Here is a 16,600-nt window from a genome sequence, read left to right as displayed (position 1 = left end):
ACGCTGGTTCTTCAAAGAGGCTCTGCGCGGCTTCTTGCCCGACGACATCATCACCAAGAAAAAGCAAGGCTTTGGCCTACCGTTTGGCGTATGGGCCAACAGCGACAAGGCACTCAAGGCCTTGGCTACAGAGTCCGTCAATAGCTTGGTGGAGCGCGGTATTGTGCGGCGCGCCTTTGTCGACTCGCTTTTGAATCAGCGTTTGCAAGAGCATCCAGGCTACTTTGGAGAAATGGTCTGGATCTTGATGATGCTAGAGCAATGGCTTCGCCACCATGCGCCGCAGTACCAGCTAAATCAGCAGGCTGGATAGTGGCATCACTTTTGTTTGCCAATTTGTAGAGTGCAAACCGACCAGCTCGATGCTTAAGGCAAGCTCTGCACTTCCGGCATTTGAACCTCACTTGATGACTGAGCCCACTCATGGAAAAAGCTGCACGGTTACGTCTTGGCAGGAACAAGCGTCAGACAGTCAAGCGTGCAGTCTCGAAAATCTTCGAGGCGACAGGGTTAGACACGCAACACCTCAATGGGCAGCCCTGCTTGCACACGGGTCGTGGATGCGATGGGGAATCGAGCTCGACAACGGACTCAACAAAAGCTTGACGAAATGGCTCGAAAAGCCCAATAGGTATCACAATACGCCAATCTAAAGCCCCCCAAAAACTGATACAACGTTTTCAGAATTATTGCGCTTGGAAAAGTCCTGAGGAATTTATTTTTCATTATTCGAAATTCTTCAAAGACATCTCGAAAAATCATAAAAATTTTCAGCACCAGTCGTTACATCACAAGTAGTTGAAATTCACCAGCCTTATGGGAAAAAGTTTTTCTATTTATCTTGATTTAATTCGATTTCTGGCTGCGTGTTTGGTGTACATATATCATTCAAATCAGAGATTATTGGTAAATGATATCTTGCCCGCAAGCAATTATGGCCACAGCTCAGTCATCGTGTTCTTTGTGCTTTCTGGTTTTGTCATTGCCTTCATCACTGACACACGTGAGAAAAATTGGATCGACTACGCAGCAAGTCGAATTTCTCGCATTTACTCAGTGGCTATTCCTGCGGTTTTTATTACCCTCTTGCTAGATGCATTTGGAAGACAACTTTATCCAGCACTATACGACTACCCCTTTGATCAATTCGCTGCGCGTATAGGGGCGAGCCTGATGTTGCTCAACGAGATATGGTTTGTGTCTATTACGAGCTTCTCTAACGTTCCATACTGGTCAGTAACATACGAAATGTGGTACTACATAGGCTTCGGTATGTTCTGTTTTCTACCGGGTAAAACGAAATGGTTTTTCTTAGCACTGCTATCGCTATTTTTAGGGCCTAAAATATTATTACTCGCCCCAATTTGGATGCTCGGCGTCATACTTTATCATTGGGAACGCCCAAAGCACCTAAGCACATTAACAGCGTGGTTAATGTTAGTTTTTTCCACGGTAGGCATTATTATTTTTCACAAAATTGACGCAACTGAAATCACAGCACAATGGTTCAAAAATAATATTGGACCCAACTTATTCAAAGAATTGACTTTTTCAAAGTTTTTTCTCAGCGATTACATTTTAGGGGCTTTAGTTTTCATGAATTTTGCAGCCATGCGATTGCTCAGTGACAAGCTTAATTATCTATTTTTTCCAATAGAAAAGCCAATCAAATTCTTGGCCAGCTTCACCTTCTCTCTATACATCCTACATCAGCCATTATTTCTATTTTGGGCAGCTGTATTGCAAGGCGATCCAACTGGACATTATTATTGGATTTTCACCACAGCACTTGTTGCAGCGTCAGTATTTCTCATTAGCTGGGTCACCGAAAGAAAGCGTCATGTTTTAAGAAATGCCGTACAGCACAGTCTATTGAAACTACAAGCCTACTTAAAAACACTCAAACTGGCTTAATATTTTAATAGCTTCACAAGTGAACTTACTTCACCACAAGAACAACAGGACAAGATATTAAAATTAATGAGCAAAACTCTAACCCTGATCGATACCAATTATGGAACAGCGCGAGGCCTGGTTCGGACTGTTCTAGGGCAAGTTGCTTACATTAGCGGTAGCATCAATCCATTCCTAAATCCTCGACTGGAATCAATTGAACGTATTGTTTTTGTATGCCTTGGCAACATCAATCGCAGTGCATTTGCAGAGGCTGTAGCCTCAGCCCTTGGTGTCAAAACTTGCTCCATCGGTCTTTCTACGACCACTGGGCATCCGGCATTTGAGAAGGCTATCCAAACTGCAGACCTCTTGGGATTTGAGTTGAGAAATCACTCTGCAACAAACTTGACCGACTATGAGTTTCGCCCCAACGATCTGCTTCTTGCTATGGAAATTCGGCATGCACACCAGCTTCGCGACGCGGGAATACCGACTGAAGCCATCGCGCTACTGGGACATTGGTCGGCGCCACACCGAGTCCATTTACATGACCCGCATACACTGTCGGACGCATATTTCCGAACATGTTTTACGCTACTGAGATCTGCAGTTGAAGGTCTAGTAGAAGATTTGAAAACAGCAAAAAGTCCGAGTCTAAAAACGTGAACGTCTACCTCACATTCGACATTGAAATTTGGTGTGATGGTTGGACGAATCTTGATGAAGCCTTCCCCCCAAGTTTCCAGAGATATGTTTACGGACAATCCAAGCACGGAAATTATGCCCTTCCCAAAACATTGGAAATTCTTAACACATATGGCCTACGAGGTATCTTTTTTGTAGAGCCTTTGTTTGCTGCACGTTTTGGGCAACAGCATCTCAAATCAATAGTCGATCTCATAAAATCCGCAGGTCAAGAGATTCAACTTCATCTACACCCCGAATGGGTCAATGAAGCACTCCAACCACTCATCGCCGACAATAAGAAAAAACGGCAGCATTTGTCAGACTACACCTTTTCTGAACAAACTGCTCTAATTGAATATGGCAAGAAGATGCTGGAGGCCGCTGGAAGTGGCGTTATTACCGCATTTCGCGCTGGAAGTTATGCGCTCAATGAAGATACCTTCAGTGCACTTGCGAAAAACAACATCAAAATTGATACAAGTCTAAACAGATGTTATGACGTCAGCGCGCCTCAACTCCTTGAAGGACGTAATTTAGATACGTCTTTTTATGTTGGAGAAGTCATGACCTACCCCGTCACCGTATTTAGAGATGGCTTTAAGAAAGATCGCCCAGCTCAAGTGGGAGCTTGTGGTTTTAACGAAATGCGTGATGCGTTATTAAGTGCAAAAGAAGCTGAGAGTCAAAATTTCGTGGTGGTATCACATAATTTTGAAATGTTGAAACCCAATAGTAATCAGCCGGACTGGACGGTTGTAAAGAGATTTACATCTCTGTGTGCTTTTCTCGCGGAGAGATCAACGGATTTCCATGTCGGATCTTTTGTACCCTCTAATACCCCTACAAAACAAAACTATCAGCCTTACACCAAATTGCCATCGACCGGCCTTCGGTACGCAGCACAGGCGATAAGGCGATTAACTTGAGCTGGCATTCCCCTTTATTCAATTTATTATTTTTTATATCTGGTATATCTTAATATTCCATTTATAACCCAAACATGAAATTATTTCCAGATAACTCTCCCCCTTGTATTGTCCTTGGGTTGGAAACACAAATCGGGCTTAACATTGTCCGGGAGCTAGGGAGAGCTGGTGTAAAAGTAATTGGCATGACGCATGACCCTCGTGCTATTGGTCTGGCATCTAAGTATCTATATCGTTCTGTCGTCGTTTCACCCCCCCGTAGCACTCATTGGATTTCTTCGATCTTTGCTATCGGTGAAGAGTTTGGTCCTTGTTGCCTGATCGCGGTTTCGGAAGTCAACCTTAAATGGTTGGCAAAACACCGGGCTGAGTTCGGAAAAGTGAAACCGATAGTTCCAACTCTTGATACTTTAGCTTTGGTTTTGGACAAGCAACACACGCTTTCCATGGCACAAAAATTGGGAATTTCAACGCCCCAAACGACCGAACCCAAGTCGATAGAAGACATCGAAAACATCGCTGTCAACTTTCAGTTTCCGGCCATATTAAAATGGAAAGACCCAAATACCGTTTCACCAAAACTTAGTGCAGCGGGTTTGCCTCTACATAAAGTTCAATATGTTTATAACGGCGCTGATTTTTTAGATGCAACTCGTTGCTACGAATCAATCGGTGAATGGCCTTTGGTTCAATCTTACTGTCCAGGCATAGGACTAGGTCAGTTCTTTTATATGCACAAAGGACAGGCCGTGCGTCGATTTCAGCATCTTCGAATTGCCGAATGGCCGCCCGAAGGTGGCTTTTCCAGTGTCTGTGACTCAGTGCCTCTCGAGCATCACATCTCGCTTCAGGAGCAATCCATTGCCTTGCTTCAGGAGGCGCAATGGGAGGGGGTTGCGATGGTCGAGTACCGGTGGGACCAGAAAAAAAACAGCGCAGTTTTGATGGAAATCAATGGCCGCTATTGGGGAAGCTATCCTTTAGCCGTTCAATGCAATGCCAATTTTGCTGTTATTGCATACGCTCTTAACTCAGGGATGAAATTACCAGAGCTAGACCTTATCAAATTTGAGCATCGGTGTCGCATGGCCAGCACCGAAATCAAACGTCTTATTCGCATATGCTTTCAGAAGCACTTGATTGTCGATCGGTCGTTCAACTCACGCCCCATAGCTGAAGTAATTCGATTCATACGAGATTATTTCAAGAAAAACGTTGGCTACTATATTTGGGATAAAGAAGACCCAAAACCATTTTGGATCGATTGCAAGAATTTATTTCGCAAGCTTTCATAAAAATAAATATCTGTCGCAAACAAAAGAAAAAACAATTTCTGGTTAAGCGCATAAAATCGTTTACCAAATGAACATCATTGGAATAGTTTATCGTGATCAAGCTAGATGAAAATATAAGCAAAAGAATTGCAATACTGAGATATCTATTGATATTTGGAATTATTGTTTTGCATACACCACCCTATGTACCATTAGCAGAAACAGGGCCAGGCTTCTTTAATTTCATCAAAGCCCTTTTTCAACACGCCATCTTTCGCGCGTCCGTTCCCGTACTTACATTTATTTCTGGCTACCTGCTATTCAATTCACAGCTAGATCTTAATTTCAAAAAATTAATACCCAAAAAAATCAAATCCATTTTGATTCCATTAATAATATTCAACCTCCCAATCGCGGTGGCGGTTTATTTTATACAAATGAATCAATGGATGGATCATGTATTTTCAATCAATTTATACCCTTTCAAGCTGATCAATTGGGCCAATGCTATTGTTGGCCTATTTACCGCGCCAATAAATTTCCCTCTCAACTTTCTCAGGGATCTTTTTCTCCTCTCGGTTATTGCTCCAGTTTTTGGTTTTTTTCTCAGAAAATACATTTGGCACGGACTGATAATTGTCTTTTTTCTATTTTTCTTCGATTTGGATGGACAATTTTTCCTCAGAAACACCATGCCGATTTTATTTTATATTGGCGGCATGGCGTCAATTCAAAAATGGGACATGTCTAAACTTGATAAATATGGACCATTATTACTAGCCATATTTCTAGCTTTGTGCATTTCAGTTGTTTTCTTTAAGATAGAAAACAGAAGTTACCTTAGACTGGTATCGCCATTGCTGATCTGGCCTGCTGCGGCAATGCTTGTCAATACTCGATTTGGAGATTGGCTAGCGAAGTTGTCAAAGTATAGTTTTTTTACTTTTCTTGCCCAAGGTCCACTGTTCTTAGTAGCTTTTTTCATATACCAAAAAATATTCTCCGGTATTCCCTACTGGATTTTCTGGATTCTGACGCCCATCATATTAGCGCTTATTCTGGCGCAGATTTACATTTACTCCAATCGTTTTTTCCCAAAAACGATGCGTATCGTCCTTGGAAACCGTTGAATCCATTTCCAAGAGCTTTTTCCTATGCCTGCTAGCTGAATTTAAAAATGGATTGGCTACCACAAGTTAATCAGCGCATTCATCTAGACAGAAGGAGTATTCGTGTCTATCTTGAGTCTGTCACTAGCAAGGCTGAAATTGAGGCTTTGCACAGAAAATGTGTATTGGTACGCACACAAAACAGGCACAGTTAAAACTGCGCTCATTTGGCCTAGTAACCAATTATTCTAAAACTCAAGACCCCGAGGCTCTTAGCGTTTGTGTTTTACGCATATTTAGGCCCAAACGTAATCCAAATTTATAAGCCGAGCGATCCCATGGGGTGAAACGCGGGATCTGGAATAGATCCGACTCGCGATGCCCAACCCCCCATTCCGTAGACACTGCGGCCTGAAATCCGAGCGACTTGACGATGTCTACGCTTGTTGCGCTGTAATCCTCGTCTGGCTTGCCATTTGGGTAGGCAAACAAAGCGACTGGTGCGTCGATAAGGCGCTCCAATTCCTCTTTACCTTGGACAATTTCACGGTACATGTCTTCTTGGGCTTGTTTCGCCAAAATAGGGTGCGATACCGTGTGCGCCCCAATTTGCATGCCTGCTCTATGCAGGCCACGCACTTGATCCGAGGTCATCATCAAGTCATCCGGCAGCGTCACCGCACAATACCGCGCAAGTGCAGCTACGGCTTCGTCGCGCACCTGTAGCGGCAGATATTTGATGTGCGCAAGGATGCGATAGATCGCCGCGCGTTTTTGGCCCCAGTCAGCTAGGGGAAGAGGTTCGTTCATCCCCTCGATGACTGACGCCAGTTGCAGCACTGGCCGCTCGGTACTCCGCAAGGCTTCGATCACACCATCGTTCCACATGCGGCCACCGTCAAGAAAGCCGGTCGCAATAAAAAACGTTGCGACCAGTCCGTGTTTTTGCAGAATCGGCAGCGCCACATCGTGGTTGTCGGCATAACCATCGTCAAACGTGATGGCACACGCACGCGCAGGCAGACTGCCATCGGCCAGTTGGGCCAATGCCAGGTCCAGGGGCAGCACGTTGCACCATTCTTTGAGCCAACGACACATGTCATTGAACTGCGCGGCATCCACTTCACCTGGAAACAACGGGTCTGGCTGAGCGTGCACGCGATGAAAGATCAGCGTCGACAGCTTTGCCTTGGCTCCCGCCGGTGACAACACATTGAAAAAAGCTCGCAACAGCATGTTTTAAACCTTCACCGCTGCACGTGGGCCGCGTTTTCCTTTGGGCGCGACTGGAATACTGCCTTCCGGCAGGTGGGCCCACATGCCGGGAATACTCCGCCATGTGTAGGGCTCTACCGGTTCACGCTCCCAGGCTTTGCTCGTCATCCACACGCGTGCCAACACCACCAGCACCATGATGTTGTAGGGTAGATCGAAGTAAGCCAAGCTCAGGAATGCCCCCCCCACGGCATACCCCACCAAAGATACCTGGCACATGGTGCCAAGATCCGAGCACCACATGGTTTCGGGACGCGCCGCACCATGTTTACGCAACCAGCGCGCCCATTGAAAGGTGACGATACAAAAGCTGAGGAACAAGAACAGACCGACGAAACCATGGTTGCCCAGTATCTGGAAGTAGATGCTGTGGGCCGCTGGTGTTCCAGCTTCTGGGTAAGGTGAATACTTGGCAAACAGCTCTGGACGCGCGGCATTGAACCCGACACCGGTGGGGTAATGAAAAGCCAGATTCCAGGCATTCCACCAGGCGCTCAAACGCCCGAGCGCCGACGCATCCTGTTGATAGGTCTGTATCGTATTCATGCGTTCCGTCCACGCATCCGGCATCAACGCCAGCAGCGGGATGGCAGCCATGACCATCACCAAGCCCACACCCAACTTGTTCTTTCCGCGCCACCACATAAATGCGCCCATCGCCGACACCGCCAACAAAGCGCCTCGTGAGTAACTTCCCAGCGCGCTGGCTGCGCAAAGAAGCATGGCCCCCATCAGCAGCAATTTGCCTTTTTTGTTTTTCACCTGCAGTTGCAGAAACCGCAGCAGCGGAATCGTCATGACCAAGGCCAGAGCAAATTCGTTGTTATCTTCAATAAACGAGCCGGGCGGCCCCCACACACGGCTGCTGGCGCCTGTCATCACGGTGAATAGCCCGCCTTTAGCGCCGAGTAACGCCAACGACAACGTGACCGTCCACGCCAAAGCCATGATGTGTTTTTTAGAGTGCAGCAATGCCAACCCGACGAGGATCAGCACGTCAATTTTCATCACCTTCTTCCATTGGTCATAGTCACTGGAAGGATCGATGCCGAGCAACCAGGAAAGAGTGATCCAGGCCATGAGCAAGGCCAGCAATGTGACCGGTGTACCTTTAAAGGGGGAGGTTTTGTCCTTGGTCACCAGTATGCCGATCAGGATGGCCATCACCGTCAACGCGGCAAGTGGCGCGCTGTAGGCCGGGCCGTAGGTATAGCGGTGGGGATTCATCAGGCTGAGCCAGGTCCACTGCATGATCCCGACCCAGGGGTACTTCAGCGATGCGAATACGCCCATCAAAACCAGGCCAATGAGAAAAAAATCGCGCATGTCTTCGTCCTCTTAACGGCTCACCGCGTGGCTCACGATGTAGCGGAACTTGCCTGATTTTTCTGCCGCGATGCTGTCCACAATGTCCACCTGAATTTCCACGTCTTGCCCCAATCTGCGTTGGAAGCCGGCCCGAATATCGTCGACGGCGCTCGGTGTAAATTGAGCGTCGGTGACGAGCAACACACGTGTCAAAAGACGCGTTTCCTGTACCACTTTGAAGGACTGCACACCGGCCAAGTCCCGCAGAATGTAGATCAATGACAGGCCATGCAGTATGGTGCCATTCGAGGCCACGACGAAGTCGGTGCTGCGACCCTGGATTTCTTGCAACAGCGGCAGCCCCCGGCCACAAGCACACTGCTTTTGCCCGAGAACACCGATGTCCCCGGTACGGTAGCGAATGAAGGGGAAGTCGTTGGTCGACAAATGGGTCACCACAATTTCGCCGGCCACACCCGCAGGCTGAGGCTCACCCGCTTCGTTGATGATCTCCACGATGATGTCATCTGCCGTGATATGCATGCTTCCCGATGGGCATTCGTGCGCAATAAAGCCAGCGTCGCGCCCCCCATAACCGTTTGCCACGGGACAGCCAAAAGTGGAACTGATCACCGCCCGTTGATCATCATAAAGACGCTCGGAGGTCACAAACGCCACCTTGATGCCTAGATCGTTCATCGCAACGCCGCGCTTCAGTGCGTGACGTGCAATCAGACTCAAGGCGGATGGATAACCGAACAACATGCGCGGACGAACACGACGGATGGAGGCAACAAAGCTATCAAGCTTGTCTTCGGACATTTCGAATGCAGGCAGCAACTCGGTGCGCATCAAACGGTCACGAATGAACTTGATGCGGTCCTGCGTGCCCAGCTCTATCGGTGAGCCCCACACCACCATTTCAGGGTCACCAATGTCCACCCCCCACCAGCGGGTTGCGCGCCATTTGGCGGCAACGTCGTAACTCACGCGTTTTCTGCCAATGAAGAAAATCAAGGGCTCGCCGGATGAGCCCCCGGTGTTGAAACGTGCCAGGCCTGCGGCTTGAGGATGCTTCAGCGCTTCGGTGTTGGCCTTGATCAAGGCCTTGGTCAGAAACGGCAACTTCGTCAGATCCCCCATACTGCTCACACTGGCCGGTTCGAAGCCTAGCTTTGCGAACAGCTCTTTGTAGTACGGCACAAATGTCCCGGCGTCCGACAACAGCTCGCGCAGGCGTCGCACACGGTGCTGTTCCAGCTGTGGCGCGGGCCACCATTGCGCCGCCTCCATCTGCCGATGCACGGCAACAGTGGTGTGGTGTTTAAGCCGTTCCTGCAGCGGAAACAGCACCTTGGAAACGAACGAAGTGTACAAATTCATGATCAGTTTGATAGCGGCAACCGGACACCTAGGCATCAGTTCTTTTTGGCTTTTCCCTGCGCTTGCCGGTAAAGACGGCCCAACACCGGCGCAACATTGGCCCAGGTATACCGCTGCACTTGTGCCAGGCCGGCCTGCTGTAAACAAGTCCAGAGTTGCTCGTCCTGCAGCAAGCGCAAGCTGGCAGATGCCAACGCCGCCGGGTCGGACGGCGGAACAAGCAATGCAGTCTTGCCATCTTCTACCAAGTAGGGAACACCGCCCACATTCGTACTGACGACAGGCACACCGCTGGCCATGGCCTCCAAAACCGAGTTTGGCATGTTGTCGGCCAGGCTTGGGTTCAGCATGACGTCGGCGTCGCGAAACAATCGCGCCATGGCATCACGGTCCAGGCGTCCCGTGAAAGTCACGCATTTTTCCAAGCCCAACGCCGTCACAAGTGCCTGCAGCGCTTCAGCTTCAGGGCCGCTGCCGGCGATGGTCAAGCGGGCACGGGGCAGCACCTGTTGCACTTGTTGGAAAGCGCGAATCGCTGAAGTGTTGTCGTATAGCGGCTCTAGATTTCTGGCGACGATCACGTGGGCGGACATGGGGTCACGCCCGCCACGCGGGCTGAAACGTGTCAAGTCGATGATGTTCGGCAGCACCGTGGCAGACATCCCAAAACGCCCAAACACGGCTTGCAAAAAACCCGAGGGCACAGCCAACACCGCCACACGCGACATGGAGCACTGAACAATGCGCTGGGCTTTCTGGAGGAAGTCAGCAGCTTCGCCACCCCGGTAGTTCACAATCACGGGGACATGACGCAGCCACGCTATCCAGATGGCGGGCGCAGCAAACAGATGCCACGACCAGCCCGAGTTGGCCATGATGTGCAGCACGTCAACCTCACCTGCCGTGCGCCACAGTTTCCACAGGTAAGGCAACAATCGAAAACCCGCACGCACCACCGGTAGCCGCTCTATCCATCGCGCCGGATACGGTGCATTGGTCTGCACAAAGGCCACGGTTTGGCAAACCGGATTGAGCAATTCGGCAAGTTGCCGCGCTTGGTTCGCCATGCCCCCCGCTGGAGGGGGCAGAGGCCCGACCAGCCCCACCCGCAGCCCAATCAGCTCATTCATTGCGTGACAGAAGTACGCAACACATCGCGATAAGGTGCGACGTAATTCCCCACACTGTTGGCCCAGTTGCGCTCATGCTCCACAAAGCGGCGGCCGTTGACACGCAAAGTTGGCCATGTATGCGGCTGCGCCAAAAGTTCAACCACGGTCGATCCCAGGGAATCTGCGCTCCCTGCGCGAAACAACATGCCAGTTTCGCCATGTCGAATCAGCTCTTTGTGCCCGCCGACATCGGACGCGACCAACAAACGCCCCTGCGCCATCGCCTCCAGCGGCTTCAGAGGCGTGACCAGCTCGGTCAAGCGCATGGAGTGCCGTGGGTAGACCAATACGTCCACCAGGTCGTAGTAGCGATTGACTTCCGCATGTGGCACGCGGCCCGTGAAGATCACCTTTTCGGCAATGCCCATGGCTGCGGCCTGGGCCTTTAGTGCAGCATCTTGCGGACCACCACCGACCAGCAACACCCGCACGTTGGGCACCTTGGCCACAATGCTCGGCAATGCCTGCAGCAGCAAGTTCAGGCCTTCATAGGCATAAAACGAGCCAATAAAACCAAGTACGGCGCAACCATCTAATCCCAGCTTTGTACGCAGCGCGGGATCTGGCGCCCCGCCAAGCTCAAATGAATCGATGTCCACCGCATTCGGGATCACGGTCACTTTCTCGGCCGCAATGCCGCGCGAGACGATGTCCGCGCGCAGACCTTCACAAATGGTGAAGACGTGCTGGGCCTGCCGCAGAACTTTGGTTTCCAGGAATTTGGTGAACCGGTAACGTGGACTCCCCTCGGTCGTTGTCCCGTGGTCCACCGCCGCATCCTCCCAAAAGGCGCGCACCTCATACACGACAGGAATGCCCAGCCGTTTGCCAACCCGCAAGGCCGGCATGCCGTTCAACAACGGCGAATGTGCATGGATGATGTCGGGGCGAACGACTTTCGCAACCTCTTCCAAGCGGCGCTCAACCTGCTGCATTAAGGCAAACTCACCCAAGCCCGGCAAACCACTCAGTACAGATGTGGACGCTGGGGTTCGGTAAAAGTGCCAGCCATCAACCGACTCTTCTGCAACCGTGCAGTCGATCTGCTTGGGCGTCGTCAGATGAAATGTCTCCCAGCCACGTTTGCGCTGCTCGCGCAAGATCGACAGACTCCGAAACGTATAGCCACTGTGCAGCGGAATCGAGTGGTCAAACACATGCAAAACACGGGTCATGCAGCTGCCCCTTCGGCCACATCATGCAACGCAGCTGTCGGCTCCGCCACATTCCGCAAAAATGCCTCAAACATCAGCAGCGTCCAGATGGGAGCGCTGTAGTCACTTGCGCCAGACTCGTGTGCTTCCACGAGATGCTCCAGATAGCGTTTATTAAACCAGCCTGTGGCCGCCAAGCGCGGACCTAAGACGGCATCACGCACACGTTGCCGCAAGGGCCCACGGAACCAGCGCGCCAAAGGCACAGAAAAGCCCATCTTGGGACGATAGAGCACGTCATTTGGCAGCAGTGGCTCCATTGCCTTCTTGAGCAAATATTTGCCCTCCTGCCCCTTGATCTTGATGGACGACGGCAGTGTCGCCAACCACTCCAGAAGCTCATGGTCCAACAACGGCTCACGCACTTCGAGCGAGTGCGCCATGCTGGCCCTATCAACCTTGGTATTGATGTCACCCACCAAGTAGGTTTTGATGTCCAGATATTGAATCAAAGCCAGTGGATCGTCGGTATTCGCTTTGGCTGCGTGATGCTCAAAAACCTCTTGGGCCGTGTAGCCCGCAAGCTCGGTTTTGAACCGGTCACTGAAAAGCTGTTCACGCATGGGGCCACGCATGATGGACACCGAATGGAAATAGGCTTCCACCGAGCTTCTGGCCATGCCTTCAAATGTCGTCTTGGCGCGAAACATACGTGGCGCCCAATCGGCTTTCGGATACAAACGCCCAAGCGTACGAAACAGCGGCTGCCGCAAGCCAATGGGCATGCTCGAACGCATGCGGTCCTCCATCAAATGCATGCGGTAACGCCGATAACCCCCAAAACCTTCATCTCCACCATCGCCCGAAAGCGCCACGGTCACATGTTTGCGCGCGAGCTCACATACGCGGTAGGTGGGAATCGCCGAGCTGTCGGCGTAAGGCTCGTCGTAAAGGCGGGCGAGTGTGTCAATCAAATCGAAATCGTCGGAGCGTACGGTTTCCACGTGATGGTTGGTTTGATACCTATCCGCCACCATTTTTGCGAACTCGGACTCATTGAATGCAGGATCATCAAACGCGATAGAGCAGGTGTTCACCGGCCCGCTGGACAGTCCTGCCATGGTCGCAACAACTGCGCTGGAGTCCACACCACCCGACAGGAAGGCCCCCAAGGGCACTTCGGCAATCATGCGCAGGCGGATGGACTCCTGCAAACGGTGTTGCAGCTCGGCACTGGCATCTTCCACCCCCATAGGGTTGTCCAAAGAAAAGTGCAAATCCCAGTAGGCCTTAGGCTCCGGAATAGGTTGTCCACGTCGAACCAGCAGCGTGTGCGCCGGCGGCAACTTGCGCGCCTGGTGAAAGATAGTCCTTGGCTCGGCCACATATCCCAGCGCAAAGTATTCCTCCACAGCAAGTGGATCCATATCCCGCTTCAGGCCACCATGCGCCAGAAGTGATTTGAGCTCAGAGCCAAAAACGAATGAGCCGTCATCCAGCAATGCATAGTAGAGCGGTTTAATGGCCAGGCGGTCACGCGCTAAAAACAATACCTGCTGATTACGGTCCCATAAGGCGAATGCGAACATTCCACGAAAGCGAGACACACAGTTCTCACCCCATGCTTCCCAGGCATGCACGATAACCTCCGTGTCGCTGCGCGTATGAAATACATGCCCGAGCGCCTGCAACTCAGGAATCAAATCCTGATAGTTGTATATCTCACCGTTAAAAACAACAACGACTGAACCATCTTCGTTGAAAAGCGGCTGCTGGCCAGTGGCGAGATCGATGATCGAAAGGCGCCTATGCCCAAAGCCCAGGCCCGGCTCGAAATACAGATCGCCCTCGACTGGCCCCCGGTGTCGTTGAGACTCGTTCATGCGATGCAACGTCGCCCGGGGAACATCTCCCACCCCGCGTGTGTCGAAGATTCCAGTGATTCCGCACATATGTCTTTGCTACCAATAGATTGAGGTTATAGACCGGGAGATTTTGACTGGATCATCTCGTCATAAAGCGATTGATACTTCCCGACCATTGCTTGCAGACTGAAATCTCGTTCAACACGCGCCCGACCCGCCATTCCCATTTTTTTTGCAGCAGCACGGTCTTGGTACATTCGCATCAAACCGTTTGCCATGGCTTCAACATCTGACGCCGCGACAAGTAACCCGGTCTCGCCGTCTAAAACCAAGTCCGAGTTTCCTCCTACATTGGTGGCCACCACCGGTAGCCCCGTTGCCATTGCTTCCAAGATTGTGTTTGAAATGCCTTCGGCCAACGAAGGCAACACAAAACAATCGAAGCATTGCATGAGCGCTGCAATTTCGTTCTTAGCCCCCGGCAACCACGCCAACTCTGACACACCGGCGGCACTGAGAAGCTTGTGGCACTCGGCTCTCAGAGGGCCATCTCCAATGATGACAAGACGCATGTCCTGGCGCAACGATGGTTGAAGCTCCAGGACTCGAATAAAAGCACGCACAAGCGTCAAATGATCCTTGACGGTCTGCATTCGTCCCACCGCCCCCACCACCCAAGTTGAGGAACGCAAAAAAGGCCACTCAGGAACAGTGCCAAGAGCATCACTGCGAAAAAATACCGAAGTATCTACACCGTTATAGATCTGCGTAACCCTGCGTGTATCAACATGAACTTTATCCACAAGGTAATCCGCAAGATCCCTGGACAACGCAACGTAGCGTTGCACAAATGGTCGATAAAAGCGACGAAGCCGCTGGTACTTCACACTGCTTCCGTCAAGGTCCTCGACATCGCGTCCGTGCTCGCCATGCAGGCGGCCGCGGCAACCCGCCAACCACGCCGGAATCTGCATCTCAAGCGAAGCCAGATTTCGAGTATGGACGATAGCCGGCTTCAACACTCTCAATACACGAAATAACTCCGGGTAAATATTAAACCCGTGACCGGAGGGCTTATTTAACGCGATGAACTCGACGTCACTTACACGTACACGTTGACGGAAATCAGTGATATCGGTCAACGAAATCACAGCATGCTGATAGGCATCAACAGGCATGTGATTTATCAAATTGACTACCCCATTTTCGAGCCCACCGGTGTCAAAACGATACACCACGTGAGCTACCAATGGCCGTGAACTTTCTACAGACGCCACAACCTAAAGCCAGCGGCAAGCAGGGCCTGTTCATCGTAAACCGCCTTGACATCGATGAACGCGCCGCCTTCGATGACTTTCGATGCAAACGCATCGATAGGCAAATCAACGTACTCTTTATGCGCAACAGCAACAACGATGGCATCTGCACGCGGCAAATCAGCCCAGGCCTTCAACTCGACACCGTACTCATGCAATGCCTCGTCAGCCTCCGCTTGCGCATCGGTCACGTGAACTTCCACACCATAACTTTTCAACTCATTGATGATGTCAATAACTTTTGAGTTTCTTAAGTCGCCGCAATTTTCCTTAAAGGTTAAGCCCAACAGATTGACCTTTGCCCCTTTGATTGGACTACCAGCAGCAATCATCTTTTTGATTGTTTGCTCGGCGATGAACTTACCCATACTGTCGTTGATACGGCGTCCAGCCAAAATAACCTGCGGCTGATACCCCAGCATTTCTGCTTTATGAGTCAAATAATATGGATCAACACCGATGCAATGCCCACCAACCAAACCGGGCTTGAATTTAAGGAAATTCCATTTAGTACCCGCCGCAGCAAGCACATCAGAAGTATCAATGCCAATCTTGTCAAAAATAATTGACAATTCGTTCATCAAAGCTATATTCAAGTCCCGCTGAGTATTCTCAATGACCTTCGCTGCCTCTGCTGTCTTTATCGAAGCCGCGCGATAAACACCGGGAATAATAATACGTTCATAAAGTTCCGCGACTTTCTCAAGTGTTTCAGGAGTATCGCCAGAAACCACTTTCAAAATCTTGACCAAGGTATGCTCTTTATCCCCTGGATTGATGCGTTCAGGTGAGTAACCAATATGGAAATCCTTTTTCCATTTCAATTTAGATTCACGTTCCAACACTGGAATGCAAACCTCTTCTGTAGCACCTGGATAAACGGTCGATTCGTAAATCACCGTGACGCCCGGCCTCATATAACGACCAACTGTCGTGCTGGCACCAACAAGGGGCCTAAAATCCGGAATTCGAGCTTCGTCAACAGGCGTAGGGACTGCGACCACAATCATGTCCGCCTCAGCAAGCATTGCGGGATCCGAGGTATAGACCGCATATTTTGCAGCAGACAATGCATCATCAGAAAGTTCTCGTGAAGGATCTACCCCCTTCAAACAAGAATCCACCTTAGATTGCGAAATATCGAACCCTATAGTCCGTATTTGCTTCCCAAACTCCACGACGAGCGGAAGCCCCACATAACCCAGACCAATTACAGCAACAACAGTCATCTCAAG

Annotated in this window: 14 protein-coding genes; 6 read left to right on the top strand and 8 right to left on the bottom strand. The window is 50.4% G+C overall.

Translation table 11 applies throughout. The features are described from left to right. The 6 genes from ACFQ95_RS24800 to ACFQ95_RS24775 all read left to right on the top strand — a co-directional run. A partial coding sequence (locus tag ACFQ95_RS24800) for an asparagine synthase-related protein (RefSeq protein ID WP_422835441.1) occupies positions 1-313 on the top strand: 313 nt, incomplete at its 5' end. A 485-nt stretch (positions 314-798) separates the two neighbouring features. Next, a complete protein-coding gene (locus ACFQ95_RS24795; RefSeq protein WP_422835439.1) occupies positions 799-1,914 on the top strand; it encodes an acyltransferase family protein in 1,116 nt (371 codons plus the stop codon). 66 nt (positions 1,915-1,980) lie between these two features. Next, the gene (locus tag ACFQ95_RS24790) at positions 1,981-2,562 is read left to right on the top strand and encodes a low molecular weight phosphatase family protein (protein WP_422835438.1); all 582 of its coding nucleotides are present in this window, start codon (positions 1,981-1,983) and stop codon (positions 2,560-2,562) included. Further along, on the top strand, positions 2,559-3,509 hold the full coding sequence (locus ACFQ95_RS24785) for a hypothetical protein (RefSeq protein WP_422835436.1): 951 nt from the start codon (positions 2,559-2,561) through the stop codon (positions 3,507-3,509). The genes ACFQ95_RS24790 and ACFQ95_RS24785 overlap by 4 nt, the downstream gene beginning before the upstream one ends. Positions 3,510-3,583: 74 nt before the next feature. Beyond that, entirely contained in the window at positions 3,584-4,804 is a 1,221-nt protein-coding gene (locus ACFQ95_RS24780; protein WP_422835434.1) for a hypothetical protein, read from the top strand. A 92-nt stretch (positions 4,805-4,896) separates the two neighbouring features. Beyond that, on the top strand, positions 4,897-5,913 hold the full coding sequence (locus ACFQ95_RS24775) for an acyltransferase family protein (protein WP_422835433.1): 1,017 nt from the start codon (positions 4,897-4,899) through the stop codon (positions 5,911-5,913). A 234-nt stretch (positions 5,914-6,147) separates the two neighbouring features. Here ACFQ95_RS24775 and ACFQ95_RS24770 read toward each other — a convergent pair whose 3' ends face one another. Genes ACFQ95_RS24770 through ACFQ95_RS24735 form a run of 8 tightly spaced genes read right to left on the bottom strand, consistent with a single transcriptional unit; the run spans position 6,148 to position 16,594 of the window. Next, positions 6,148-7,128, bottom strand: a complete 981-nt coding sequence (locus ACFQ95_RS24770) for a polysaccharide deacetylase family protein (protein WP_422835431.1) — start codon at positions 7,126-7,128, stop codon at positions 6,148-6,150. A gap of 3 nt (positions 7,129-7,131) precedes the next feature. Continuing rightward, positions 7,132-8,493, bottom strand: coding sequence for a putative O-glycosylation ligase, exosortase A system-associated (locus ACFQ95_RS24765; protein ID WP_422835429.1), 1,362 nt, complete (start codon positions 8,491-8,493; stop codon positions 7,132-7,134). Positions 8,494-8,505: 12 nt separating this feature from the next. Then, the gene (locus tag ACFQ95_RS24760; protein WP_422835427.1) at positions 8,506-9,858 is read right to left on the bottom strand and encodes a phenylacetate--CoA ligase family protein; all 1,353 of its coding nucleotides are present in this window, start codon (positions 9,856-9,858) and stop codon (positions 8,506-8,508) included. A gap of 35 nt (positions 9,859-9,893) precedes the next feature. Then, complete coding sequence (locus ACFQ95_RS24755; protein ID WP_422835425.1) at positions 9,894-10,988, bottom strand: glycosyltransferase family 4 protein; 1,095 nt, start codon at positions 10,986-10,988, stop codon at positions 9,894-9,896. Then, complete coding sequence (locus ACFQ95_RS24750; RefSeq protein ID WP_422835423.1) at positions 10,985-12,205, bottom strand: TIGR04063 family PEP-CTERM/XrtA system glycosyltransferase; 1,221 nt, start codon at positions 12,203-12,205, stop codon at positions 10,985-10,987. The genes ACFQ95_RS24755 and ACFQ95_RS24750 overlap by 4 nt, the downstream gene beginning before the upstream one ends. Then, a complete protein-coding gene (locus ACFQ95_RS24745) occupies positions 12,202-14,136 on the bottom strand; it encodes an XrtA/PEP-CTERM system amidotransferase (protein WP_422835421.1) in 1,935 nt (644 codons plus the stop codon). The genes ACFQ95_RS24750 and ACFQ95_RS24745 overlap by 4 nt, the downstream gene beginning before the upstream one ends. 26 nt (positions 14,137-14,162) lie before the next feature. Then, complete coding sequence (locus ACFQ95_RS24740; protein ID WP_422835420.1) at positions 14,163-15,326, bottom strand: TIGR03088 family PEP-CTERM/XrtA system glycosyltransferase; 1,164 nt, start codon at positions 15,324-15,326, stop codon at positions 14,163-14,165. Continuing rightward, positions 15,314-16,594: a nucleotide sugar dehydrogenase gene (locus ACFQ95_RS24735; protein ID WP_422835418.1), complete on the bottom strand. Its 1,281-nt coding sequence runs from the start codon at positions 16,592-16,594 to the stop codon at positions 15,314-15,316. Before ACFQ95_RS24735 ends, ACFQ95_RS24740 begins: the two co-directional genes overlap by 13 nt. Positions 16,595-16,600: the final 6 nt, after the last annotated feature.

It is taken from the genome of Variovorax sp. HJSM1_2 (genome assembly GCF_049316285.1).
In the GTDB taxonomy this organism is placed as follows: domain Bacteria; phylum Pseudomonadota; class Gammaproteobacteria; order Burkholderiales; family Burkholderiaceae_C; genus Rhodoferax_B.
Note: the sequence above shows the minus strand (reverse complement) of the source record. Positions and strands in the feature narration are given on the sequence as shown.